This window comes from Pseudomonas batumici (assembly GCF_000820515.1).
GTDB classification, from domain to species: Bacteria; Pseudomonadota; Gammaproteobacteria; order Pseudomonadales; family Pseudomonadaceae; genus Aquipseudomonas; species Aquipseudomonas batumici.
The window spans coordinates 170539-194763 of sequence record NZ_JXDG01000061.1; the positions used below are offsets into that span (position 1 = coordinate 170539).

22 protein-coding genes are annotated in these 24225 nt (G+C 64.1%); 13 read left to right on the forward strand and 9 right to left on the reverse strand.

The window, feature by feature from the left end; genetic code table 11:
* Positions 1 to 36 precede the first annotated feature (36 nt).
* On the reverse strand, positions 37 to 2568 hold the full coding sequence (gene hrpB / locus UCMB321_RS23885; protein WP_040071147.1) for an ATP-dependent helicase HrpB: 2532 nt from the start codon (positions 2566 to 2568) through the stop codon (positions 37 to 39).
* Positions 2569 to 2686: 118 nt separating this feature from the next.
* Here hrpB and UCMB321_RS23890 point away from each other — a divergent pair, with 118 nt between their 5' ends.
* The gene (locus UCMB321_RS23890; protein WP_040071148.1) at positions 2687 to 3106 is read left to right on the forward strand and encodes a hypothetical protein; all 420 of its coding nucleotides are present in this window, start codon (positions 2687 to 2689) and stop codon (positions 3104 to 3106) included.
* A gap of 33 nt (positions 3107 to 3139) precedes the next feature.
* Positions 3140 to 4030, forward strand: a complete 891-nt coding sequence (locus UCMB321_RS23895; protein WP_040071149.1) for a cation diffusion facilitator family transporter — start codon at positions 3140 to 3142, stop codon at positions 4028 to 4030.
* 4 nt (positions 4031 to 4034) lie between these two features.
* On the opposite strand, the gene UCMB321_RS23900 is transcribed toward UCMB321_RS23895, so the two are convergent.
* Complete coding sequence (locus tag UCMB321_RS23900) at positions 4035 to 5237, reverse strand: DUF6515 family protein (RefSeq protein ID WP_040071150.1); 1203 nt, start codon at positions 5235 to 5237, stop codon at positions 4035 to 4037.
* Positions 5238 to 5693: 456 nt separating this feature from the next.
* On the opposite strand from UCMB321_RS23900, the gene UCMB321_RS23905 reads away from it, so the two are divergent.
* Together UCMB321_RS23905 and UCMB321_RS23910 are read left to right on the forward strand one after the other, a co-directional pair.
* Complete coding sequence (locus UCMB321_RS23905) at positions 5694 to 6173, forward strand: Lrp/AsnC family transcriptional regulator (protein WP_040071220.1); 480 nt, start codon at positions 5694 to 5696, stop codon at positions 6171 to 6173.
* Positions 6174 to 6259: 86 nt separating this feature from the next.
* A complete protein-coding gene (locus UCMB321_RS23910; protein WP_040071151.1) occupies positions 6260 to 6469 on the forward strand; it encodes a DUF2788 domain-containing protein in 210 nt (69 codons plus the stop codon).
* A gap of 12 nt (positions 6470 to 6481) precedes the next feature.
* Here UCMB321_RS23910 and UCMB321_RS23915 read toward each other — a convergent pair whose 3' ends face one another.
* The 4 genes from UCMB321_RS23915 to UCMB321_RS23935 all read right to left on the reverse strand — a co-directional run bounded on the left by UCMB321_RS23915 (position 6482) and on the right by UCMB321_RS23935 (position 13132).
* The gene (locus UCMB321_RS23915; protein ID WP_040071152.1) at positions 6482 to 7114 is read right to left on the reverse strand and encodes a pseudouridine synthase; all 633 of its coding nucleotides are present in this window, start codon (positions 7112 to 7114) and stop codon (positions 6482 to 6484) included.
* A gap of 209 nt (positions 7115 to 7323) precedes the next feature.
* Entirely contained in the window at positions 7324 to 8796 is a 1473-nt protein-coding gene (gene amn / locus UCMB321_RS23925) for an AMP nucleosidase (protein WP_167337460.1), read from the reverse strand.
* Positions 8797 to 9013: 217 nt separating this feature from the next.
* On the reverse strand, positions 9014 to 10663 hold the full coding sequence (locus UCMB321_RS23930; RefSeq protein WP_040071155.1) for an acyl-CoA dehydrogenase family protein: 1650 nt from the start codon (positions 10661 to 10663) through the stop codon (positions 9014 to 9016).
* Between the two features lie 90 nt (positions 10664 to 10753).
* Complete coding sequence (locus tag UCMB321_RS23935) at positions 10754 to 13132, reverse strand: hybrid sensor histidine kinase/response regulator (RefSeq protein WP_040071156.1); 2379 nt, start codon at positions 13130 to 13132, stop codon at positions 10754 to 10756.
* 286 nt (positions 13133 to 13418) lie between these two features.
* Between UCMB321_RS23935 and UCMB321_RS23940 the strand changes: the two genes are divergently transcribed.
* The 4 genes from UCMB321_RS23940 to UCMB321_RS23955 all read left to right on the forward strand — a co-directional run bounded on the left by UCMB321_RS23940 (position 13419) and on the right by UCMB321_RS23955 (position 16951).
* The gene (locus tag UCMB321_RS23940) at positions 13419 to 14216 is read left to right on the forward strand and encodes a hydroxymethylpyrimidine/phosphomethylpyrimidine kinase (RefSeq protein WP_040071157.1); all 798 of its coding nucleotides are present in this window, start codon (positions 13419 to 13421) and stop codon (positions 14214 to 14216) included.
* 35 nt (positions 14217 to 14251) lie between these two features.
* Entirely contained in the window at positions 14252 to 14875 is a 624-nt protein-coding gene (thiE, locus tag UCMB321_RS23945; protein WP_040071158.1) for a thiamine phosphate synthase, read from the forward strand.
* Positions 14876 to 14892: 17 nt separating this feature from the next.
* A complete protein-coding gene (gene hemL / locus UCMB321_RS23950) occupies positions 14893 to 16176 on the forward strand; it encodes a glutamate-1-semialdehyde 2,1-aminomutase (RefSeq protein ID WP_040071159.1) in 1284 nt (427 codons plus the stop codon).
* 226 nt (positions 16177 to 16402) lie between these two features.
* Complete coding sequence (locus UCMB321_RS23955) at positions 16403 to 16951, forward strand: tetratricopeptide repeat protein (protein WP_040071160.1); 549 nt, start codon at positions 16403 to 16405, stop codon at positions 16949 to 16951.
* A 3-nt stretch (positions 16952 to 16954) separates the two neighbouring features.
* Here the strand turns inward: UCMB321_RS23955 and UCMB321_RS23960 are convergent, their stop codons facing one another.
* Positions 16955 to 17281 carry a DUF1820 family protein gene (locus UCMB321_RS23960; RefSeq protein ID WP_040071161.1) on the reverse strand — a complete coding sequence of 109 codons (327 nt, stop codon included), beginning with the start codon at positions 17279 to 17281 and terminating at the stop codon, positions 16955 to 16957.
* A 129-nt stretch (positions 17282 to 17410) separates the two neighbouring features.
* Between UCMB321_RS23960 and miaB the strand changes: the two genes are divergently transcribed.
* From miaB to lnt, 5 genes are all read left to right on the forward strand, one after another.
* The gene (miaB, locus tag UCMB321_RS23965) at positions 17411 to 18739 is read left to right on the forward strand and encodes a tRNA (N6-isopentenyl adenosine(37)-C2)-methylthiotransferase MiaB (protein ID WP_040071162.1); all 1329 of its coding nucleotides are present in this window, start codon (positions 17411 to 17413) and stop codon (positions 18737 to 18739) included.
* A gap of 73 nt (positions 18740 to 18812) precedes the next feature.
* Positions 18813 to 19814 carry a PhoH family protein gene (locus UCMB321_RS23970; RefSeq protein ID WP_040071163.1) on the forward strand — a complete coding sequence of 334 codons (1002 nt, stop codon included), beginning with the start codon at positions 18813 to 18815 and terminating at the stop codon, positions 19812 to 19814.
* Positions 19807 to 20265: an rRNA maturation RNase YbeY gene (ybeY, locus tag UCMB321_RS23975; protein ID WP_040071164.1), complete on the forward strand. Its 459-nt coding sequence runs from the start codon at positions 19807 to 19809 to the stop codon at positions 20263 to 20265. The genes UCMB321_RS23970 and ybeY overlap by 8 nt, the downstream gene beginning before the upstream one ends.
* Positions 20266 to 20299: 34 nt before the next feature.
* Positions 20300 to 21139, forward strand: a complete 840-nt coding sequence (locus UCMB321_RS23980) for a CorC family transporter (RefSeq protein WP_040071165.1) — start codon at positions 20300 to 20302, stop codon at positions 21137 to 21139.
* 8 nt (positions 21140 to 21147) lie between these two features.
* The gene (lnt, locus tag UCMB321_RS23985; RefSeq protein WP_040071166.1) at positions 21148 to 22671 is read left to right on the forward strand and encodes an apolipoprotein N-acyltransferase; all 1524 of its coding nucleotides are present in this window, start codon (positions 21148 to 21150) and stop codon (positions 22669 to 22671) included.
* Between the two features lie 139 nt (positions 22672 to 22810).
* Here the strand turns inward: lnt and UCMB321_RS23990 are convergent, their stop codons facing one another.
* Both UCMB321_RS23990 and UCMB321_RS23995 read right to left on the reverse strand, forming a co-directional pair.
* Positions 22811 to 23572: a YdcF family protein gene (locus tag UCMB321_RS23990; protein WP_040071167.1), complete on the reverse strand. Its 762-nt coding sequence runs from the start codon at positions 23570 to 23572 to the stop codon at positions 22811 to 22813.
* Positions 23573 to 23693: 121 nt separating this feature from the next.
* Positions 23694 to 24011, reverse strand: coding sequence for a hypothetical protein (locus UCMB321_RS23995; protein WP_040071168.1), 318 nt, complete (start codon positions 24009 to 24011; stop codon positions 23694 to 23696).
* Between the last annotated feature and the right edge of the window lie 214 nt (positions 24012 to 24225).

Sequence of the window (24225 nt, forward strand, 5' to 3'; positions counted from 1 at the left end):
CAAGCAGGCTCCTACAGAAAACCTGCCGCCTGCAAATCACTTGCGCGGCTTGACCCGCGCCGTCGCCTCGGCCACCAACGGATCATCCGGCCAGTAATGCTTCGGATAGCGTCCCTTGAGGTCCTTCTTCACTTCGGCATAGGTGCTGCGCCAGAAATTCGCCAGATCCTGGGTCACCTGCACCGGCCGGCGGGCCGGCGACAGCAGGTGCAGTTTCACCACCTGGCGGCCACCGGCAATCCGCGGTGTTTCGGCCAGGCCGAACAGCTCCTGCAGGCGCACCGCCAGGATCGGCGGCTGCTCGCTGTAGTCCAGGCGGATCGACGAGCCCGAGGGCACGCTCAGATGATGCGGTGCCCACTCGTCCAGTCGTTGCGGCAATGGCCAGGGCAACAAGCTGTGAAGGATCCCGGCCAGTTCCAGATTGGCGAAATGACTGAGCCGCGACACCCGCCCCAGGTACGGCTTGAGCCACTGCTCCAGGGTCGCCAGCAAGGTCTTGTCGCTGACATCCGGCCATTCGCTCTTGCCCTGTCCGTCCAGGTCCAGCTGGCGCAGCAAGGCCACCCGCGCCTGCCATTGGCGCAGCTCCGGGGTCCAGGGCAACAGCTCCAGGCCCTTGCGCCGGACCAGGTTGACCAGCGCCTGGCTACGCGCCGCCTCGTCCAGGCCGGTCAAGGGTTCACGACTGAGGATCAGCTCGCCGACCTTGCGCTGGCGCTCGGCCCGCAGCACGCCTTCGCGTTCATCCCAATCCAGTTGATCGACCGTGCTCACCTGCTCGGCCAGTACCGTGTCGAACAGGCTTGGATCGAATTCCGCCGCCAGGTAGATCCGCTCCTCGCGCTGGCCCTGACGGCTGCCCAGGTCGGCCACCACCAGCCAGGGCTGTTTCATCAGGCTGTCGGTTTCGCTGAACAGGGCGGCCCGACCATTGGCCAGCCGGTATTCCGCGCCACCCTCGCGCCGCTGTTGCGCAACCCGATCCGGATACGCCAGGGCCAACAGCGCACCCAGCCAGCGCGGGTGGTTCGGGTCGGCCACCGGCTCGCTCGCCGAACCGCGCAAGTAACCGCGATACTGCCGCGCCAATTGCCGCGCCCGCTGCACACCGCCCTGGGCACCACGGGTCACGCGCTCTTCACCCGCCAACAGAGCCAGCCGCGTGTGCAGGTCGGCCCCGCCACCGCGCTGGATATCCCGCTCGCCCAGGAGCGCCGCCACATCGCAGGCCATGCCCGCCAGCCCCAGTGCCTGACCGCGCAACAGCAAATGGGCGATACGCGGATGGGCCGGCAACTCGGCCATGGCCTGGCCGTGGTTCGTCAATGCGTACTCGGCGTCACTCTTGCCGACCAACGCACCGAGTCGCTGCAGCAGGTCCTGCGCCTGGGCATAGGCGGCGGCCGGCGGCGCATCCAGCCAGACCAGTTCGCCAGGGAGCACGCCCCAGCGCGCCAGTTGCAGGGCCAGCCCGGCCAGATCCGCCTGGAGTATTTCCGCGCTGCCATAGGCGGCCAGCTGTTCATGCTGATCCTGCGACCACAAGCGATAGCACACCCCCGGCTCCAGACGCCCGGCGCGACCGGCGCGCTGAGTGGCGCTGGCCCGGGAGATGCGCTGGGTGTCGAGGCGGGTCATGCCGCTGCCGGGATCGAAACGCGGCACCCGTGCCAGCCCGGCGTCGATCACCACCCGCACACCATTGATGGTCAGGCTGGTTTCCGCGATGTTGGTGGCCAGCACCACCTTGCGCTTGCCGGCGGGTGCCGGCTCGATGGCCGCGCGCTGGGCCGCCAGGTCCAGCTCGCCATGCAACGGGCACAGCAGCACATCGGCCCGCGCCCCCAGGCTCTCCTCCAGTTGCTGGTGCACCCGACGGATCTCCGCCTGACCCGGCAGGAACACCAGCAGGCTGCCGTGCTCGGCGTCGAGCGCCTCGTGCACGGTCTGCACCACCCGCGGTTCGATAAATTCGCCAGGTTGAAAGGCCCGGCCCCAACGCAGGGTCACCGGGAACATGCGCCCTTCACTGCGCACCACCGGCGCGTCGTCCAGCAGCCCGGCCAGGCGCTCGCCTTCAAGGGTGGCGGACATCAGCAGGATCTTCAGCGGCTGCTCGTCACGGAACATCTGCCGCCCGTTGAGGCTCAAGGCCAGGGCCAGGTCGGCGTCCAGGCTGCGTTCGTGGAATTCGTCGAAGATCACCAGGCCGACACCTTCGAGAGCCGGGTCGTCATTCAGGCGACGGGAGAGAATGCCTTCGGTGACCACTTCGATGCGCGTCTTCGGGCCGACCCGGCTTTCCAGGCGGATGCGATAGCCGACGGTTTCACCGACCTTCTCCCCCAGCTCGCTGGCCAGTCGCTCGGCCGCCGCCCGCGCCGCGAGACGCCGGGGTTCAAGCATCAGGATGGTTTGCCCGGCCAGCCACGGCTCGTTCAGCAGCGCCAGCGGCACCCGAGTGGTTTTACCGGCACCCGGCGGCGCTTCCAGTACCGCTTCGTGACGTTCGCCCAACGCCTGGCGCAAAGCCGGCAATACTTCATCAATCGGCAACGAATTCATGGTGGCTCCAAAACAGAGAGCCGAGTATAACGGCGAACTGCCCGTTATTAATCGCGGTCTATAAGGACAGACCCAGACGCGGCCCTCACCGGCTTCACGTTTCCTTCAGGAGATCTGCATGCGTATTGCTTCCCGTGTCATCGGCACCGTTCTGGTCGCCACCTTGCTGACCCAACTGAGCGCTTGCGGCTCGATTTTCTTCCCGGACCGTCGTGGCCAGATCGAAGGTCGGATCGACCCGCTGATCGCCGGTCTCGATGCCATCGGCATCCTGTTCTTCGTCATACCGGGCCTGATCGCATTCGGCGTTGACTTCACCACCGGCGCCATCTACCTGCCCCCAAGCAAGACCGCGCAGATCGCCCCGGAAAAACTCCGCGAAGCCATCACCGCCGACGGCCAGGTCGACACCCTCAAGTTGCAGGCGATACTCAAGACCGAGCTGGGCCAGACCCTGCCGCTGAACGACCCGCGCCTGATCCAGCAAAAAGGCAACCTGCAACAGCTGGCGATGTACAACCTGCGCCCTGCGGCCTGAGCCCGGGGACACTGAAAAAGGATCGCTGCGCTCATGACCAGCAGCCCGGAACACGCCCGCCTGTTACGCCTGGCCACCCGGGCTTCGGTCGCGGTCGCCAGTATCCTGATTCTGGCCAAGGCCGGCGCCTGGTGGCTGAGCGGTTCGGTGAGCATGCTCGCCGGGCTGACCGACTCGCTGCTCGATGGCGTGACCTCGTTTCTCAATCTGCTGGCGGTGCACTACGCCTTGCGGCCGGCCGATAGCGATCACCGCTACGGGCACGGCAAGGCCGAATCCCTGTCGGGCATGGCCCAGGCGCTGTTCATCGCGGTGAGTGCGGTGCTGATCGCCATCCAGGCGTTCGAGCGGCTGAAAAACCCGGAGCCCCTCGGCGCCCCCTGGATCGGCATCGGGGTGATCGTGCTGTCGCTGATCCTGACCGCCGGGTTGCTGCTGTTGCAGCACAAGGTGATCCGCGCGACCGGCTCCACCGCCGTGCGCGCCGACTCCCTGCACTACCGTTCGGACCTGCTGCTCAACGGCAGCATCCTCCTGGCACTGGTGCTCGCCAGCTTCGGCTGGCCGCAGGTGGACGCCTGGTTCGGCCTGGGGATCTCGGTCTACATCCTGTGGAGTGCGATCCAGATCGGCCGGGAAAGCTTCGCGGTGCTGATGGATGAGGAACTGTCACCGGACATCAGCCAGCACATGCTGGAGCTGGCCTGTGGCGTCCCCGGGGTGTTGGGTGCCCACGACCTGCGGACACGGATTTCCGGCAACCGCTGGTTCGTGCAGTTGCATCTGGAGTTGCCGGGGGAATTGACCTTGTCGGTGGCCCACGACCTGAGTGACCAGGCCGCCGATGCCATCCATGCCGCCTACCCGCAGGCCGAGGTGCTGGTGCACGCCGACCCGCGGGACGTGGTCAAGCCGCGCCAATGAGCGCTTAGTAGTTGACCTGGTAACCGCGACTGCTCAGGCAGTTGCCCTCGGCCTGGCGGTAGGCCTGGACCACGGCCGGCGCCGGCGCGTAGGTCACGTTGGCCGGATCGAAGCCACTTTGCTGCACGGCCCAGCGATAGCAATCCTCGCCATCCTCCTGGACCTGCTCCGGGCTCTGGCCGTTGGCCGGATACGCCACCACATCGTAGCCGTTGTCTTGCGGCTCCGGCGCCACCTGCGGCGCGGCGGCCGGCGGGTCGACCACCACGTAGTCCTGGGTATCTTCCTGATAGAGGTAATAGGCGCCGGCCGCGAGGAAAAACAGCGAGCCGCCGATCCAGACTTCCCGCGAATAATCGGGCAGGTAGCTGGTGCGAATCCCCCGTGGCGGAGCGACCACTACGTAGCGCTCGCCCTGTGGGCGATACCAGTAGCCACCGGAGAAGAAATAGTCCTCGCCGCGGTACGGCACCCGCCAGTGACGCTCGGGAAAGCGGTCGACCATGTAGCCGGGGCGATATTGCGGACCGGGGCCCCAACCGTTGCCATGCCCCTCGGGACGACCCGGCCAGCGACGATCGTCGTGGTGTTCGAAGTTGCCGCCGGGGCGATTGTTTTCGGGACGCCAGTTGTTCCCGACGGGCCCATTCGGGTTGTAGCCGTTGCGCCGGGGGATATCGGAATAGTTGCCGCGTAGCGGTTCCTGGGTCTGGCGCACGCTATCGGGGTGGGGCTGGATCGGCAGGCTGTTCTGCTGCGGCGCCGGACGAGGCTGCTGATTGGGCTCGTTCTGCGGCGGACGGCCTTGCCATTGCCCGGCCGGGACCTGCTCGTGCCGCTCGAAATGCTGATTGTTTTCCGGACGAACCTGAGGACGGATCTCCGGCGCTGGCGGACGTGGTTGCGGCGCCTGGGGACGGATCTCGGGTGCTGGTGGACGCGGTTGCGGTGCCTGGAGACGGATCTCGGGCGCTGGTGGCCGAGGGGCCGGGGCCTGCGGGCGAACTTCCGGCGGTCGCGGAGCCGGAACCTGGGGACGTGGCTGATTGTTTTGCGGACGCCCCTCATTGCCTCCCGGACGCCCTTCGGAGCGATGCTCACCCTCGTGTTTCTGATTCTCATCACCCTGGTTTTCTGCCAGCGCTTGCACACCGACACTCATACAGAGCAAACCAACACCTGCCAGACGCCAGATGCGCGATTTCATTCCATTCCTCACTGCGGTTCAGGGCTTAACCATAAGACTGGGAAAGCGAATTCCGGTTCTGCGACACTCTACCAGTCACACAACTTATTTTACGCCCAATAAAAAAGGGAGACCCGTCGGCCTCCCCTTGAAAACTTCGTCCGTGCTCGACGCTTTTGACGCCGGCTCACCTCACACCGTCTTCTGGACAGCGTGTAGCCCGGTGGCCGGCGCAACCCTGTGGGATTGTCGGCCGCGGCTGGCCTGATTCGGCGGGCCGCACTGGACTGGGGTGGCTGTCTCGATGGTGAACGTACTGGCGAGACAGGCCACGGGTCCGGGCAGTGATTCTGGTGATAAGCATAGGCCCGAGGCGACGACACAGGATTGCGAACATTGCTCGAATAAACATGACTTGCGCAATTTTTAACTTAAGATAGATAATTTACCGCAATAGTTACTAGAAAGGCCTGAATGATGAGCAAACTCGACCGATACGACCTGAGCATTCTGGCGGAATTGCAGCGCGATGCCCGCATCTCCAACCAGGAGCTGGCCGAACGTATCGGCCTGTCGCCGTCGCCCTGTTCGCGACGGGTCAAGCAGTTGGAGGACGACGGTTACATTTCCCGCCAGGTGGCGTTGCTCGACCGCAAGATGCTCGGTTTGAGCCTGACCGCCTATGTGCTGATCGGCATGGACCGGCATACGCCGGAGCGCTTCGAAAACTTCGAGGCGGCGATCCGCAGCTTGCCGCAGGTGCTGGAATGCAGCCTGGTGACGGGGATGGACGCCGACTATCAGTTGAAGGTGGTGGTGCCGGACATGGATCACTACCAGAAACTGCTGCTGGGGCACCTGACCCGCATCGAAGGGGTGACCAGCGTGCGCTCCAGCTTTGTGCTGAACCAGGTGCTCAACAGCACGGAATTGCCATTGACCCATTTGCGCAGTTGATCGCTTTATTGCCCGAGATCAGCTGGGCTCCCGTCCATGGCGTATAATCGAGCGGTTTTTCACCCCGCTCGCGCTGGAGAGGTCCGATGGATCCTGCCGTATTCGAAGAGTGGATGATGACCGGCCTGGTCAGCATCCTGATCATTTTCATGGGTTTCATCGTCTGGGACCTGGCGAAGAAATCCAAGGCCGGCCGCTTCGGCACCCTTATCCTGTTCTTCGTGTTGGGCCTGGGCATCGTCGCGTTCGTGATCAAGAGCGTGGTGATCGGGCTGATCGAATCCGGGTCGCTGTAAAGCAGCGGCAAGCTACAAGCGCGCCGGCACTTCACGCCACTGACCTTGATCCAGCCCCTCCAGGGTCCAGTCGCCGATGCGCACCCGCACCAGGCGCAAGGTCGGCAAGCCCACCGCCGCGGTCATGCGCCGCACCTGGCGGTTGCGCCCCTCGCGAATGATCAACTCCAGCCAAGCGGTGGGAATGCTCTGGCGAAACCGCACCGGCGGGTTGCGCGGCCAGAGCTCGGGCTCGTCGATTTGCCGGGCCTGGGCCGGCAAGGTCATGCCGTCGTTCAACTCCACGCCCTTTTGCAACTGCTCGATCTGCCCGGCGCTCGGCACGCCCTCGACCTGCACCCAATAGGTTTTCGCCAGCTTGTGCTTGGGGTCGGCGATGCGTGCCTGGAGCTGGCCGTCGTTGGTCAGCAACAGCAGGCCTTCGCTGTCGCGGTCCAGCCGGCCGGCGGGGTAGACGCCGGCCACGTCGATAAAGTCCTTGAGGGTCGCGCGCCCTTCACCGTCGCTGAACTGCGTCAGCACATCGAAGGGTTTGTTGAACAGGATCAGCTTGGGTTCGGCCGGCGGGGCCTTGGCGACCCGACGCGGCGCAACGGGAGTTTTTGCGGCCGAACGACGCACAACGGGACGGGGTGGACGAGACATGGCAAGGAGGACATCTGAGGATCAGGAGCCGCCATGCTAGGGCGTGTCAGCCGTTATTTCCAGATGCGCGTATGTAGGAGCCGGCTTGTCGGGACGCCGCACCGCGGCGATGGCGTTCGTCAGAACGCCGCAAGACTTGAGGACCTCATCGCCGGCAAGCCGGCTCCTACAATGACCGCATTTCACCCGATTGACGGCGTAAGCCGTGCTTAACGGAACGGCGGCTCGTCAAAGCTGCGCAGTTTGCGCGAGTGCAGCGAATGCAGCTCGGTGCGCAGCAGGTCCACCGCGGCAATACCGATCTTCAAGTGCTGGCTGACCGCCCGCTCATAGAAGGCGTTCGCCGAACCCGGCAGCTTGATTTCACTGTGCAGCGGTTTGTCCGAGACACAGAGCAAGGTGCCGTAAGGCACCCGCAGGCGATAACCCTGGGCGGCGATGGTGCCGCTTTCCATGTCCACGGCCACGGCGCGGGACAGGTTGATCAACGGCCGCTCCTGGGCCCAGCGCAGTTCCCAGTTACGGTCGTCGTAGGTCAGCACGGTACCGGTGCGCAGGCGCTTCTTCAGGTCGTCGCCGCGCTCGCCGGTGACGTTGGCCGCCGCCTGTTGCAAGGCCAGCTGCACTTCGGCCAGGGCCGGGATCGGGATATTCGGCGGCACCACCCGGTCGAGAATCCCGTCGCGCCGCATATAGGCGTGGGCCAGCACATAGTCGCCGATGGTCTGGGATTGGCGCAGGCCGCCGCAGTGGCCGATCATCAGCCAGCAGTGCGGACGCAGTACCGCCAGGTGGTCGGTGATGTTCTTCGCGTTGGACGGCCCGACGCCGATGTTCACCAGCGTCACGCCATGCCCGTCGGCGGCCTGCAGGTGGTAGGCCGGCATCTGGTAGCGGTGCCAGACCACACCGGCGACCATGGCCTGGGCCTCGCCGTACTCCATGCTCTTGTCGATGATCACGTTGCCCGGCAGCACCATGCGCACGAAACGCGGGTCGTCACGCAGTTGTTGCAGGCCATGGAGGATGAACTGGTCGACATAGCGGTGGTAGTTGGTCAGCAGGATCCACGGCTGTACATGGCGCCAGTCGCTGCCGGTGTAGTGCACCAGGCGCCGCAGGGAGAAATCCACCCGGGCGGCATCGAACAACGCCAGGGGCAGGGGCGAGGTGTTTTCCCAGTCGTGCAGGCCATCGGCGATATCGTCGGTGGCGGCCGACAGGTCGGTGCTCGGGAAAACCCGCGCCAGGGCCGAGGCGGTGACGCCGGAGCCGGCCAGCTCATCACCCTGCTCGACCACGTAGGGATAAGGGATGTTCTGTTCGCTGACGCCAACCTCCACCGTGACGGTGAAGTCGCGCATCAGCGGCACCAGTTGTTCCAGCAGGTATTTGCGGAACGCCGCCGGGTGCGTGACGGTGACGCTGTAGGTACCCGGCAACTGGACCTTGGCATAGGCCCGGGTGGTGGCGGGGACTTCACCCTGGTAGGTGTAGGTCAGGCGCAGTTCAGGGTAGCGGAACAGGGCGCGCTGGTCGGCGTCAGGTTCGACGCGGTCCTTGAGGTAACGCTTGAGCGCTTGGCTCAGGGCGCTGGTGGCACGCTCGTGGAGTTCGGCCAGACGGTCCACGGCTTGTTCGGGGGATTGCACGACAATAAAAGCTTCGGTCACGGGGAGCATCCTGTCTTCTGATGTTGCAGACCCTCATCTTGCCTGCAACCTGCTCGGACTGAAACACCGGCTTATCAGACCACGGCATTTGCCTTCACACAAAGCCACAGGCAGACGCGCTACTTGTAGGAGCCGGCTTGCTGGCGATTGCGATGTCACATTCACCGCCGCTATCGCCAGCAAGCCGGCTCCTACAGTACAGCGTTGCCCCTGGACACCCATGGCGTCAGAAACCCTGCGGGGTCGAGCGGGCGACAATGGCCTCGACATTCACCCCACGGGGCAAGGTGCCGTAGACCCGCCCTCCCGCCGCCAGCCGGCTGGCGATAAAACCGTCGCTGACCTCGGCATTGCCCGCCTCCAGCAGCAACTTGGCCTGCAACGCCAACGCGATGTCCTCGGTCAGTTGCCGGGCGCGGTACTGGATATCGTGGGTGTCGGTGAACGCCAGCTTCAAGTGTTCGATATGCCGGGCCAGGCGCTTGTCCCCGTGACCGTCGCCCAACTCGCTGAACAACACTTCCAGTACGCCGGGCTCCTTGGACAACGAACGCAGCACATCCAGGCACTGCACGTTCCCCGAACCTTCCCAGGTCGAGTTGACCGGCGCCTCGCGGTACAGCCGCGGCAGGATGCTGTCCTCCACATACCCCGCGCCGCCCATGCACTCGGCGGCCTCGTTGATCATCGCCGGGGCGCGCTTGCAGATCCAGTATTTGCCCACGGCCGTCACCAACCGGGCGAATTTCGCTTCATGCCCGTCCCCCAGATGATCCAGCGCCCGGCCCATGCGCAGGCTCAAGGCCAGCGCCGCCTCGCTCTCCAGCGCCAGGTCGGCCAGCACGTTCTGCATCAACGGCTGCTCGCTGAGCACACGGCCACCGACCAAGCGATGGGCACAATGATGACTGGCCTGGGTCAGCGCCTGGCGCATCAAGGCACTGGAACCGACCATGCAATCGAAACGGGTCATCGCCACCATCTCGATAATGGTCGGCACGCCGCGCCCTTCCTCGCCGATCATCCAGGCCAGGGCGCCGCGGAACTCCACTTCGCTCGAAGCGTTGGAGCAGTTGCCCAGCTTGTTCTTCAAGCGCTGGATATAGAACTGGTTGCGACTGTCATCCGGACGATGCCGGGGCAGCAGGAAACAGGTCAGGCCCTTGTCGGTCTGGGCCAGGGTCAGGAAGGCGTCGCACATCGGCGCCGAGCAGAACCATTTGTGCCCCACCAGCTCATAGGCCTGCCCCGGGCCAGTGGCGCCGACGGGATAAGCCCGGGTGGTGTTGGCACGCACGTCGGTACCACCCTGCTTCTCGGTCATGGCCATGCCGATGGTGGCCCCGCGCTTGTGGGCGATGCCAATGTTACGTGGGTCGTACTGGGTACTGAGGATGCTCGGCAGCCATTGCCCGGCGATATCCGGCTGCAAACGCAACGCCGGTACACAGGCAAACGTCATGGTCAGCGGGCAGCCGGTACCGGCCTCGGCCTGGCTGTGCAGGTAGGTCATGGCGGCACGTGCCACATGGGCGCCGTCCTGCGGATCGGTCCAGGGCAACGACGGCAGGCCGTGTTCGACGGCGGTGCGCATCAGCTCGTGATAGGCCGGGTGAAATTCCACCAGGTCCTGGCGGTGGCCATAACGATCATGGCTGACAAACACCGGTTTGTTCTGGTTGGCGAGAAAACCCGCCTCCATCAGCGGCCCGCCGGCCAGTGCGCCATAGGCCTCGATACGCGCTTCGGCCCAACTGGCGCCGAAGCGCCGCGCCCACTCCTGCAGCGGCAGGTCGATGCGATAGAGATTGATACCGTCCAGCGACGGCGGCTGGTTGGTGACCTCGTGGGTTTCAGCGTATTGATGGAGGTTCATGTCGGGCTCCTTTGAGAAGTGGCTTCGCAGAGAAAGGCCAGGAACCCCAGTGAATCACGCGTACCGCGGCGAAAACAGTGACATAAGCGCCTAAATACCGGCGCTTTCGCCCTCTGCAGGCGCCAACAGACGGCGAGCCAGCAGGTGCTGCAACTCGTCGAAACGCACCGGCTTGTACAAGGTGTCCGTGACGCCGGCCGCCAGGCAACGCTCGCGCTCCAGCGGGTCGGTCGAACTGACCAGGGCCAGGATCGGCAACTCGGCACCGCCGGGCAGCGCCCGCAGCTGTCGGCAGAGCAAGGTCTCGGCCGTCGGTTGCGGCGGACAGTCAAGCAGCAGCCCGTCCACCGTCTGCCCACCCAGGACATCGAGCGCGGCCCGGGCATCGTTCGCCGTGAACACCCGATACCCCAGCTTGAGCAACATACCGCGCACCACCAACTGGCTGACGCTGTTGTCATCCACCAGCAACAGGGTGCAGTCCCGCGGCGCACGCGGTGCCGACACCGGGCGCGACACCCTCGGGCTCAACACCTCGACCTCCACCTCGAGCTGGAAGCGACTGCCCATGCCAAGCTCCGACTGATGGGTGAGGTGCCCGCCGAGCAAGTCGATCAGCTGCCGACAGATCGCCAGACCAATGCCCAGACCGCCGTACTCACGGGTCATCGAGCCGTCGAGCTGGAAGAAACGCTGATAGAGCGTGGCTTCATCCAGGTCGATGAAACCGATGCCGCTGTCGATCACCGCGAACGACAGGGCCCAGTGCTGCGCCGCTGCCGGCCGACCGCTGACCCGCAGCACCAAGCCACCTTCGCGGGTGAACTTGATGGCATTGTCCACCAGACATTCCAGGCACTGCACGATCTTCTCGGCATCACCCTGGAAACTGTCCGGCACGTCGTCGGCCACTTCAATGGCGAAATGCAGGCCCTTGCCCTGGACACGTCCGCCGAACTGCTCCTGCAAGCCGTCCAGCAAACGGCGCAAGCCGAACGACTGGGTGCTCACCTTGAGCCGACCGGCCTGCAACTCGGTCAGGATCAGGATGCCATTGACCATGCGCATCATGTCCCGGGCGGAACCGGCCGCCGTCTGCTGGTATTGCGCAAGCTCCGGGTCCAGTTCCAGGGTCTGCATCAACTCCAGGGAGCCGATCACGCCGTTCATCGGCGTGCGCAGCTCATGGGTGACGGTGGCGAGGAATTCGTCCTTGAGACGGTTGCTGTTGGCCAGCTCGCGGTTCAGCACTTCCAGCTTCTGCCCGGACTCCAGCAAGGTCTGCGCCTGCTGCTCGCGCATGGTGTTGATCCGGTCGGCCAGGGCCAGGGACAACAGGCCGACCTCCAGGGCCGAGCCGATCTGGCTGGCGTACATGGTCAGGAAGACGTTCGGCAGGTAGCCCAGCACCATCAGGGTATTGACCAACCCGCCCAGCAGGAACGCCGACCAGGCGATGATGAAGTAGCGCGCCACCCGCAACCCACAGCACCAGGCGCTGATCCCGGTAACGAAAATGGTTACGGTGAACGCCAGGGCCAGGACCGTTGCCAGGCGCAGGGCCAGGGCATAGCTGGTCATCAGCGACAGTACCGTGACCACCGTGCTATAGGCCATCAACAGCAGCAACAGCCGGTCCAGCCAGCGAGTGTGGGCGGCCGTGTGCAGGAAGCTGCGGGTGAACTGGCAGCCGAAGAAACCCGCCAGGCCGATGAAGAAGGGCGTCGAAGCATTGGCCCAGCCGGGGTTGTTCGGCCAGAAATACTGCACCGCCGCACCGTTGACCGACAGCTGGTAGAAGCCGAACGAGGCGATGTAGAAGATGTAGTAGAGGTAGCTGGTGTCCCGCACGCTGAGGTAGATGAACAGGTTGTAGACCAGCATCCCCAGCAGCACGCCATAGATCAGCCCCAGGACATAGAGGCGCACCGGCTGGTCTTCGAGGTAGGCCTGCATCGACCAGAGGGTCAGCGGCGCCTGCATCGAGCCTTCGGTTTGCAGCCGCAGGTAGACGGTCTTGCTTTGGTTGGGAGCGAAATCCAGCTCGAACAGGTAGTTGTTCTGCTTGATCGGTCGGCTGGCGAACGACAACTCATTGCCGGTGCGCTGGGCCAGGCGGTAGCCGCCACTAGCGTCCGGCACATAGAGCTCGATGTGTTTCATCGGCGGATAGGCCAACTCCAGCAACCAGATGCGCCGGGCGTCGGGATGCTTGGGGGTGTAGGTCAGGTCGACCTTGAGCCAGAACGCCGACAGCGAGTAGCCGGCATTGAGCGAAGCCTTGTCGTGCTGATGAAAGCGCGCGGTCATGGCGGGCGACGTGACCTGCGCGATATCGGCCTGGCCGCTCGCGTCTTCGTACACCTGCATGACCCGGCCCAGAGGCAGACTCTGAGTGGACTCATCAAACTCGACTGCACTCGCCAACAGCGGCAGCCAGCTCAACAAAATCAGCAGCAAATAGCGCATACAGCCCCAGCATGGCCAATCAGGTCGCGTCAGGAGCCCCCCTTCCCTTTGAGACGACGTGATACCTCATGGCCCATTATTCGTTTGGATCCACTCTAGCATAGCCACTGATGGCTAAAACACACTATTGATACATTTTATCCAAAGGCTCTAGAACGGGCGTCCCAGCACACAATCAGGCGGTAGGGCAAAGGGTTATCGGCCATCCCGGAAAAAGCTTCAGGGTGCAAATACAACGCCAGGCGGGCGGTCCCGAAAAAAGCGTTTGGTGGTAAGCTCGCGCTCCATGAATACCTACAGCTCCCGTCCCGTTGTCCTCTGTCTCTCCGGCCACGATCCCAGTGGGGGTGCCGGCCTCCAGGCAGATATCGAAGCCCTGCTCGCCCAGGGTTGCCACGCCGCTCCGGCGGTCACCGCGCTGACCGTGCAGGACACGGTCAACGTCAGCGACTTCCGCGTGCTCGACCGTGAGTGGGTTTTGGCCCAGGCCAATGCCGTGCTCAACGACTCGACCGTGGCAGCCGTCAAGCTGGGCATGCTCGGCTCCCTGGAAATGGTCGACACCGTGGTCGAACTGCTCCAGGCGCACCCGCACCTGCCGCTGGTCTGCGACCCGGTGCTGCGCGCCGGCGGCGGCGGACGCCTGGGCAAGGATGAAGTCGGCTATGCCATGCGCGAACGCCTGCTGCCGTTGGCGACCATTGCCACCCCCAACCTCCCCGAAGCCCGCATCCTCGCCGAATTGCCCAAGGGCAGTGCCGACGAGTGCGCGGAAAAACTCCTGCCATTCTGCCAACACCTGCTGATCACCGGCGGACATGGCGACGAAGACGAAATCCACAACCGCCTGTACAGCCGCGACGGCACCCGCCAGACCTTCAAATGCCAGCGCCTGCCCGGCAGCTATCATGGTTCAGGCTGCACCCTGGCGAGCACCCTCGCCGGGCGCCTGGCCCTCGGCGAGGGCCTGGTCAGCGCCGTGCAGACCGCACTGGATTACACCTGGCGGACCCTGCGCGACGCCGAACAGCTGGGCAAGGGCCAGTTCGTACCCCGGCGCCTGCCCCTGGATTTCTGCTCGTAACTTTCAGCGCTTCCCAAGACTCCGAGGCTGACCCGATGAAACTACGCGGCCTGTACGCCATCACCGATAGCCAGTTGCTGGCCGGCAAGTTCCTGCCTTATGTCGAGGCGGCACTGGATGGCGGCGTGACTTTGCTGCAATACCGCGACAAAAGCACCGACGAGGCCCGCCGCCTGCGGGAAGCCGAGGCCCTGCGCGGGCTGTGCGAACGCTACAAGACCCAGCTGATCATCAACGACGACGCCGAACTGGCGGCGCGGCTTGGTGTCGGCGTGCACCTGGGCCAGACCGACGGGCCGCTGACGCCGGCCCGTTCGCTGCTGGGCAGCCGGGCCATTATCGGCTCCACCTGCCACGCACAGCTTGAACTCGCCGAACAGGCGGCCCGGGAAGGCGCCAGCTATGTCGCCTTCGGGCGCTTCTTCAACTCCAACACCAAGCCCGGCGCACCGGCCGCCGACGTGGCGCTGCTCGAACGCGCGCGCCCGCTGCTGCACCTGCCGATCGCGGTGATCGGCGGCATCACCCTGGACAACGCCGCCCCGCTGGTGGCCCACGGCGCCGACCTGCTGGCGGTGATCCATGGCCTGTTCGGTGCCGACAACACCCGGGAAGTGACCCGCCGCGCCCAAGCCTTCAACGCCCTCTTCACTTCATGACGCCTGAGAGCCTGCCCATGTCTCGTTCCGAAACCCTGTTTGCCAGTGCCCAGAAACACATCCCCGGCGGTGTGAACTCGCCTGTTCGCGCGTTCAAGAGCGTCGGCGGCACCCCGCTGTTCTTCAAGCACGCCGAAGGCGCCTACGTCACCGACGAAGACGACAAGCGCTATGTCGACTACGTCGGCTCCTGGGGCCCGATGATCCTCGGCCACAGCCACCCGGACGTGCTGGACGCCGTGCGCAAGCAGCTGGAGCACGGGCTGTCCTATGGTGCGCCGACCGCCATGGAAACCGAGATGGCCGACCTGGTCTGCGGCCTCGTGCCGTCGATGGAAATGGTCCGCATGGTCAGTTCCGGCACCGAGGCGACCATGAGCGCCATCCGCCTGGCCCGTGGCTTCACCGGTCGTGACAGCATCATCAAGTTCGAAGGCTGCTACCACGGCCACTCCGACAGCCTGCTGGTCAAGGCCGGCTCCGGCGCCCTGACCCAAGGCGTGCCGAGCTCGGCCGGTGTTCCGGCGGCTTTCGCCAAGCACACCCTGACCCTGCCTTTCAACGACCTCGCCGCGGTCGAGAGCCTGCTCGGCGAAGTCGGCCAGGAAGTCGCCTGCATCATCGTCGAGCCGGTGGCCGGCAACATGAACTGCGTACCACCGGCCCCGGGTTTCCTCGAAGGCCTGCGGACCCTGTGCGACCAGCACGGCGTGGTGCTGATCTTCGACGAAGTGATGACCGGTTTCCGCGTCGCCCTGGGCGGGGCCCAGGCCCACTACGGCGTCACCCCGGACCTGAGCACCTTCGGCAAGATCATCGGCGGCGGCATGCCGGTGGGCTGCTTCGGCGGCAAGCGCGAGATCATGTCCTGCATCGCCCCGCTGGGCCCGGTCTACCAGGCCGGTACCTTGTCCGGTAACCCGCTGGCGATGGCCGCCGGCCTGACCACCCTGCGCCTGATCAGCCGCCCGGGCTTCCACACCGAGCTGAGCGACTACACCCGCCGCCTGCTCCAGGGCCTGCAAGACCGTGCCGATGCGGCCGGCATCCCGTTCGTGACCACCCAGGCCGGCGGCATGTTCGGCCTGTACTTCAGCGGCGCCGACGACATCGTCACCTTCGACGACGTGATGTCCAGCGACGCCGAGCGCTTCAAGCGTTTCTTCCACCTCATGCTCGACGGCGGCGTGTACCTGGCGCCGAGTGCCTTCGAAGCCGGTTTCACTTCCATCGCCCATGGCGAAACCGAGCTGAAGCTGACATTGGATGCCGCTGAAAAGGCTTTTGCCGCACTGAAATAACCGATGTCCCCGACGCCGGTTTCAGCTGGCGTCGGTTTTCCCGCTTAAACTTCCCCTGTTTCTTACCGTCCTCTGTCCAGATACTTGCAAAACAAGCGGGTATAGCGCCCGTGCAGCAGAAAAACGAGTAAAGACTTTGTAAGGTGGCCCCCGCTTATTTCATAATGCGCGCCATAGTCATCCCCCAGGCCGGGTCCGCCCGCCCTTCAGAGGTACGTCGATTCCCATGAACCGCACCGGCCGCGCCCTTGTATTGGGCTGCCTGTTGCTCCTTCAGCCGCTGCTGGCACATGCAGGCGGTAACTCGTTGTTGATCCCGGCGATGGGTCGTTGCACCCTCAACACCCAGCCACAGGACCTCGCCGAGGCCCTGGCCGCCTGCGAAGAAGCGGCAAAGGGCGGCGATGCGCAAGCGCAATACGAGTTGGGCGCGTTCTATCACGACAGCAACAACCCGCAACACGACCTCAACAAGGCCCTGAGCCATTTCGAACAGGCGTCCCTGCAGGGCCACGCCCAGGCGCAGTTCCAGCTTGGCACCATGTTCTACAAGGGCGAAGGGGTGCCGGCCAATAACGTCCAGGCTTACATCGTGCTGAAGATGGCCGCGGTCAATGGTGCCGAAGAGGCACTGGACACGGCGGATGAGGTCGCGGCGAAGATGCCCCGCGACCAGTTGGAGATGGCGACCCAGGTGCTGGGGCAGATCTTCCGCAAATACCTGCTGGAATTGCAGACGGCTGACGGCCGTACACCGTTTTCGCCGCTGCCCTGATCGTTATTTTTCGGGCATTGGCATCGGGAACGGCATCACATTGCCCACGCCCCGCGCCTCGCTGATCTTCGGCGTACCCAGGCGCTCGACTTCGTCGATCCGCACGATCGAATGCATCGGCACGAAACTGCGCACCACGCCTTCGAACTGGGCCTTGAGCTTTTCCTCGCCGGGATCGACCACCAGTTGGGTGCGCTCGCCAAAGACAAATTCTTCGACTTCCAGGAAGCCCCACAGATCGCTCTGATAGATCTGCTTGGCGTACATTTCGAACACCTGGCCCTGGTTGAGGAAAATCACCTTGTAGATGGGGGCTTCACGTTTGGTCATGGTGGGCGGGCAACACATTGGGGGATAAAAATAGGGCGCGAACTATAGCATAGCCGCCGGACAGCGCTAGGAAGCAAGCGCGATGACCACTATAATGCGCGGTTCTTTGAACCACATTGATGAATGTCCATGGCCAAGAAGCTTTACATCGAAACCCACGGTTGCCAGATGAACGAGTATGACAGCTCGCGCATGGTCGACCTGCTGGGCGAACACCAGGCCCTGGAAGTCACCGCCCGCGCCGAAGACGCGGACGTCATCCTGCTCAACACCTGCTCGATCCGCGAGCGCGCCCAGGACCGGGTCTACTCCCAGTTGGGCCGCTGGCGCGAACTGAAACTGGCGAACCCGCAGATGGTGATCGCCGTCGGCGGTTGCGTCGCCAGCCAGGAAGGCGCGGCGATCCGCGATCGCGCGCCCTATGTCGACGTGGTCTTCGGCCCGCAGACCCTGCACCGCCTGCCGGAAATGATCGATGCCGCTCGAACCACCCAGCAGCCGCAGGTGGACGTGTCGTTCCCGGAAATCGAAAAGTTCGACCACCTGCCGGAACCGCGCATCGACGGCCCGAGCGCCTATGTCTCGGTGATGGAAGGCTGCAGCAAGTACTGCACCTTCTGCGTCGTGCCCTATACCCGCGGCGAAGAAGTCAGCCGACCGTTCGACGACGTGATCGGCGAGATCATCCACCTGGCCGAAAACGGTGTGCGCGAAGTGACCCTGCTGGGGCAGAACGTCAACGGTTATCGCGGCGCCACCCATGACGGGCGCCTGGCGGACCTGGCGGAACTGATCCGCGTGGTCGCCGCCGTCGACGGTATCGAGCGGATCCGCTACACCACCTCGCACCCGCTGGAGTTCTCCGACAGCCTGATCCAGGCCCACGCCGAGGTGCCGCAACTGGTCAAGCACCTGCACCTGCCGGTGCAGTCGGGCTCTGACCGGATCCTCGCGGCGATGAAGCGCAACCACACGGCACTGGAATACAAGTCCAAGCTGCGCAAGTTGCGCGCCGCCGTGCCGGGCATCTGCATCAGTTCGGACTTTATCGTCGGCTTCCCCGGGGAAACCGAGAAAGACTTCCAGCAGACCATGAAGCTGATCGAAGACGTCGGTTTCGACTTCTCCTACTCCTTCGTCTACAGCCAGCGCCCCGGGACCCCGGCGGCGGATTTGCCGGACGACACCCCGGAAGCGGTGAAGAAAGAGCGCCTCAACGCCCTGCAACATCGCCTGAACCAGCAAGGATTCGAGATCAGCCGACAAATGGTCGGTACGCTCCAGCGCATCCTGGTGACCGATTATTCGAAAAAAGACCCTGGCGAGTTGCAGGGGCGCACCGAGAATAATCGTATCGTCAACTTCCGCTGCGACAATCCCCAGCTGATCGGCCAGTTTATCGACGTGCACATCGACGCGGCGCAACCACATTCACTGCGCGGCTCGATGCCGCAATGAGAGCTTTCGCCCCCGGTCTGCTAGCGTTATCCTTGAATTCATATCCATTGCCGTCGGGCGGCTAAAAACGACCTTGAACGCACCCATCGAACCTCATCGTTTCATCCTCGAGCCTTTCGAGGCTCGCCGCTTCGCCAATCTGTGCGGACAGTTCGACGAGCATTTGCGCTTGATCGAACAGCGCCTGGCCATCGAGATCCGCAATCGCGGCAATCAGTTCGAGCTGATCGGCGAACCCAAGCACACCACCTCCGCGGAAAACCTGCTGCGCCGCCTGTACCGGGAAACCAAGGGGACCGAGCTGTCGCCGGACATGGTCCACCTGTTCCTGCAGGAATCGAGCGTGGAAGACCTGCACCTCAACCCGGTGGCCGAAGCCAGCGTGGCCCTGCGCACCAAGAAAGGCATGATTCGCCCCCGCGGCCAGAATCAGCAGCGCTACGTGAAGGAAATCCTCGGCAACGACATCAACTTCGGGATCGGCCCGGCCGGTACCGGCAAGACCTACCTGGCGGTGGCCTGCGCCGTCGACGCGCTGGAGCGCGAGCAGGTGCGACGCATCCTGCTGGTGCGCCCGGCGGTCGAAGCCGGCGAAAAACTCGGTTTCCTGCCCGGCGACCTGGCCCAGAAGATCGACCCGTACCTGCGCCCGCTCTACGACGCCCTCTATGAAATGCTCGGTTTCGAGTACGTGGCCAAGCTGATCGAGCGCCAGGTCATCGAAATCGCACCGCTGGCCTACATGCGCGGCCGGACCCTGAACAACAGCTTCATCATCCTCGACGAAAGCCAGAACACCACCGTCGAACAGATGAAAATGTTCCTGACCCGCATCGGTTTCGGCTCCACGGCGGTGATCACCGGCGACATCACCCAGGTCGACCTGCCCAAGGGCACGAAATCGGGGCTGGCCCACGTGATCAAGGTCCTCAAGGATGTGCCGGGCATCAGCTTCACCCATTTCATGCCCAAGGACGTCGTGCGCCATCCGCTGGTACAACGCATCGTCGAGGCCTACGAGCGCTTTGAAAATCGCGCCGACGAAGACACCCCGGGTACCCGCCACGATGCTTGAACTCGATTTGCAACGGGCCTCTGACGCCCCCGCCCCCAGTGACGCCGAGTTTCGCCGCTGGTGCGAACTCGCCCTGCGCCAACGCACGGCCGACTCCGAGCTGACCATCCGCCTGGTGGACGAGGCCGAAGGTCGCGAGCTCAACCATACCTGGCGACACAAGGACTACGCGACCAACGTACTGTCCTTCCCCGCCGACGTGCCGGACGACCTGCTGGATATCCCATTGCTGGGCGATCTGGTGATCTGCATCCCGGTGGTCGCTCGCGAAGCGGCCGAACAAGGCAAGGCACTGGAGGCCCATTGGGCCCACCTGGTCATTCACGGCTGCCTGCATCTATTGGGCTACGACCATATAGACGACGAAGAAGCCGAGGAAATGGAAGCACTGGAACGAACGTTGCTTGCCGAACTGGGTCATCCCGACCCCTATATCGATGACGAACACTGATCACTCCACTACCAAGGGATACGAGTAAATCGCTATGAGCGAAGATCGATCGAGCAACGGGCAGAAGTCCTGGCTGGGTAAACTGACCCAGGCTTTTGCCCATGAGCCGAAAAACCGCCAGGAGCTGCTGGAGCTGCTGCGCGAAGCCCATCAGAACAAATTGCTGGACAGCGAAGCGCTGGCCATCGTCGAAGGCGCCATCCAGGTCGCTGACCTGCAGGTGCGGGACATCATGGTCCCGCGCTCGCAGATGATCAGCATCAAGGCGACCCAGACTCCCCGCGAATTCCTCCCGGCGGTCGTCAACGCCGCGCACTCGCGTTACCCGGTGATCGGCGAAAGCCATGACGACGTCATGGGCGTGTTGCTGGCCAAGGACCTGTTGCCGCTGGTCCTGCAGGAAAACGGCGATGCCTTCAACATCAAGGACCTGCTGCGTCCGGCGACCTTCGTCCCCGAATCCAAGCGCCTGAACGTGTTGCTGCGCGAATTCCGCGCCAACCATAACCACATGGCCATCGTCATCGACGAGTACGGCGGCGTGGCGGGCCTGGTGACCATTGAAGACGTGCTGGAACAGATCGTCGGCGATATCGAGGACGAGCACGACGTCGAGGAAGACAGCTACATCAAGCCGCTACCCAGCGGCGACTTCCTGATCAAGGCGCTGACCCCGATCGAAAATTTCAACGCGTTCTTCGACAGCGAATTCTCCGATGACGAGTTCGACACCGTCGGCGGCCTGGTGATGAGCGCGTTCGGGCACTTGCCCAAGCGTAATGAAATCACCGAGATCGGCGCGTATCGTTTCCGCATCCTGAATGCCGACAGCCGTCGTATTCACCTGATCCGCCTGACCCCCATTAGCCGCTAAGGACTTCCATGCTGCGCTTAACCCGCCCCGGCTGGCCCGGTAATCTGCTGGCCGCGGTGGCCGGCGCGCTGACCACCCTGGCCCTGGCGCCGTACGATATCTGGCCATTGGCGTTGCTGGCGGTGGGTGTGTTCTATGCCGGCCTGCGCGAGCTGTCGCCGCGCCAGGCGCTGTGGCGCGGCTGGTGCTTCGGTTTCGGCCTGTTTGGCGCGGGCACCAGCTGGATCTACGTGAGCATCCACACCTACGGCGACGCTTCGGTGTTGCTGGCCGGTTTCCTGATGCTCGCGTTCACGGCCGCGATTGCCTGGTTCTTCGCCCTGCCGGCCTGGCTCTGGGCGCGCTGGATACGCCGCAACGAAGCGCCGCTGGCCGACGCCCTGGCCTTCGCTGCCTTGTGGGTGGGCCAGGAAGCTTTTCGCGGCTGGTTCCTGACCGGCTTCCCCTGGCTCTATTCCGGCTACAGCCAGCTCGACGGCCCGCTCACGGGCCTGGCGCCGCTGGGCGGGATCTGGCTGATCTCCTTCACCCTGGCCCTGACGGCCGCGCTGCTGTACAACGCCCGCCGCCTGCTCCAGGCCAAGCGCAAGTCCTTTATCGCCCTGGGCGCGCTGCTGCTGGCCGCGCCCTGGGGAGTGGGTATCGCGCTCAAGCATCACGCCTGGACCAGTCCGGCGGGCGAACCGCTGACGGTGGCGGCGATCCAGGGCAATATCGAACAGAGCATGAAGTGGGACCCGGCGCAGCTCAATGCCCAGTTGGCGCTCTACCGCGACCTGAGCTTTCGCTCCCAGCGCGTGGACCTGCTGGTCTGGCCGGAAACCGCCGTGCCGGTGCTGAAGGAGTCGGCCGAGGGTTACCTGGCGATGATGGGCCGCTTCGCCGCGGACCGGCATTCGGCGCTGATCACCGGCGTGCCGATCCGCGAAGTGGAGCACAACGAGAAGCGCTACTACAACGGCATCACCGTGACGGGCGAAGGCGATGGCACCTATCTGAAGCAGAAACTGGTGCCGTTTGGCGAATACGTGCCCTTGCAGGAGCTGCTGCGCGGGCTGATCAGTTTCTTCAACCTGCCGATGTCCGACTTCGCCCGTGGCCCGGATGACCAGGCGCTGCTGCAGGCCAAGGGCTACCATATCGCCCCGTTCATCTGCTACGAAGTGGTCTACCCGGAGTTCGCCGCCAGCCTGTCGGCGCGCAGCGAACTGCTGCTGACCATCAGCAACGACACCTGGTTCGGCACTTCGATCGGCCCCTTGCAGCACCTGCAAATGGCCCAGATGCGTGCACTGGAAGCCGGACGCTGGATGATTCGTGCCACCAATAACGGCGTCACCGGCTTGATCGACCCCTTCGGCCGGATCACCACGCAGATTCCGCAGTTCGAGCAGGGCATCCTGTATGGCGAAGTGGTGCCGATGCATGACCTGACGCCTTACCTGCACTGGCGTTCGTGGCCGCTGACCCTCCTGTGCGGCTTGCTGTTCGGCTGGGCCTTGCTGGCCAGCCGTATTGCCAAGACGGTCTGACACTCCATCAGGCGCCGCAGCCCCCCTGTAGGAGCTGGCTTGCCAGCGATGAGGCCCTCAAGAGCACTGCAAACCTCAAGGTCCCCATCGCCGGCAAGCCGGCTCCTACAGGGTTCGGTGGTTTGCTTGCGAGCGTGGCTTAGCGATAGAACAGCCTGTAACCCACCTGCCCTATCGCCTCATTGATCAACTGCCCACTGCGCCAGATCGCATTGAACTCCGGCAGCCAACCGCCCAGCGGGCGGGCATTGTCCTGCCCGAGAAAGCCCACCGGCGCCGGCACCACGCTAAAGCCGGCTTTTTCAAAGCTCCACACCGCACGCGGCATGTGGGCGGCATGGGTCACCACCACCACCCGCTTGATGCCTAGCGGCGCCAGCAGCTCATGGGTGAACTGGGCATTTTCCCAGGTAGTGGTGCTGTGCCCTTCCTGCCAGCGCACCGTCACGTCGAAATCACTCTGCATCGACGCCGCCATCAACGCCGCCTCGCTCGGCGGCGTACCGTAATGCAAACCGCCGCTGGTCAGCACCGGCAGCCCTGAAGCCTTGGCCAGGCGCGCCGCATAGCGCTGGCGCTCGAGGCCGATCCCGGTCGGCTGATCCTCGCCCCACGCCAAGTCGCCGCGCTCACGCCCCGAGCCCAGCACCACGATCGCATCGGCCCGCTGCGCCAGCCCCGCCCACTCTCCGCGCTCAAGCGGCGGCACGCTCTCCAAGGCGCGCGCGCCCCACTCCACCGCCACCGGCAGGCTCATCAACCAGAACCCGCCCAGCCCGAGGACAAAGCACAGCCCCGCCAGACGCGGACGAGTGCGACGAAACCACCAGGCACAGAGCAGCAACAGCAACAGAACGCCGGGCGGCAGGAGCAATTGTTTGAGGATGTAACGAATCGGCATCGGGCATCTCCAGAAGATGCCCGAAGCCTAAGTGCATCGGGGCCAATCAACAACCTCTGGAACAACGGCTTCAAACCGAAGCCGGATTAGCGACAGACAACAGGATGCCGCCGGGCGAATCTTACTTGACCCCGATGGACTTGAACTTCGCCGAACCGGAACCGGGGGTTTTGTCCTTCAACCAGATAACCTCGGCCGAACGGGGTGACGCTCTGCGCTCCACAGCGAAAGGCGGCGCAGGGACATCCCGCCCACTGAGATCCAGGTAGGCCCGGATCAACTCGAACTCGGCGTGGCTCAAGCCACGCAACTCCAACTCGACCGGTTGCTCATCACGCAAGCGAACCGCCGTGCTGGCCGCATCCAGGGCAAGCCCCAGGCGGGCGATCAAACGCTCGTACAACTCGGGTTTCATGACATATCGCTGCGACTCCACCATCCGCTCACCTCTATTGAAGACAAGAATCACTCCCCCTCTTCCAAGCTTAGCGGCACCCGCCAAACCAGCCGACCGCCGCGACCAACGGCTGCGGCGGCGCAATCAGGGTTTCCCTCGATAGAGCGGCGTCATGTATGCTACGGCGCTTCCTGTAACTCCACTTCCAGCACCGCCTTACGGATGCATTGAAGAGGATTAGGCCACCCTTTCCAGT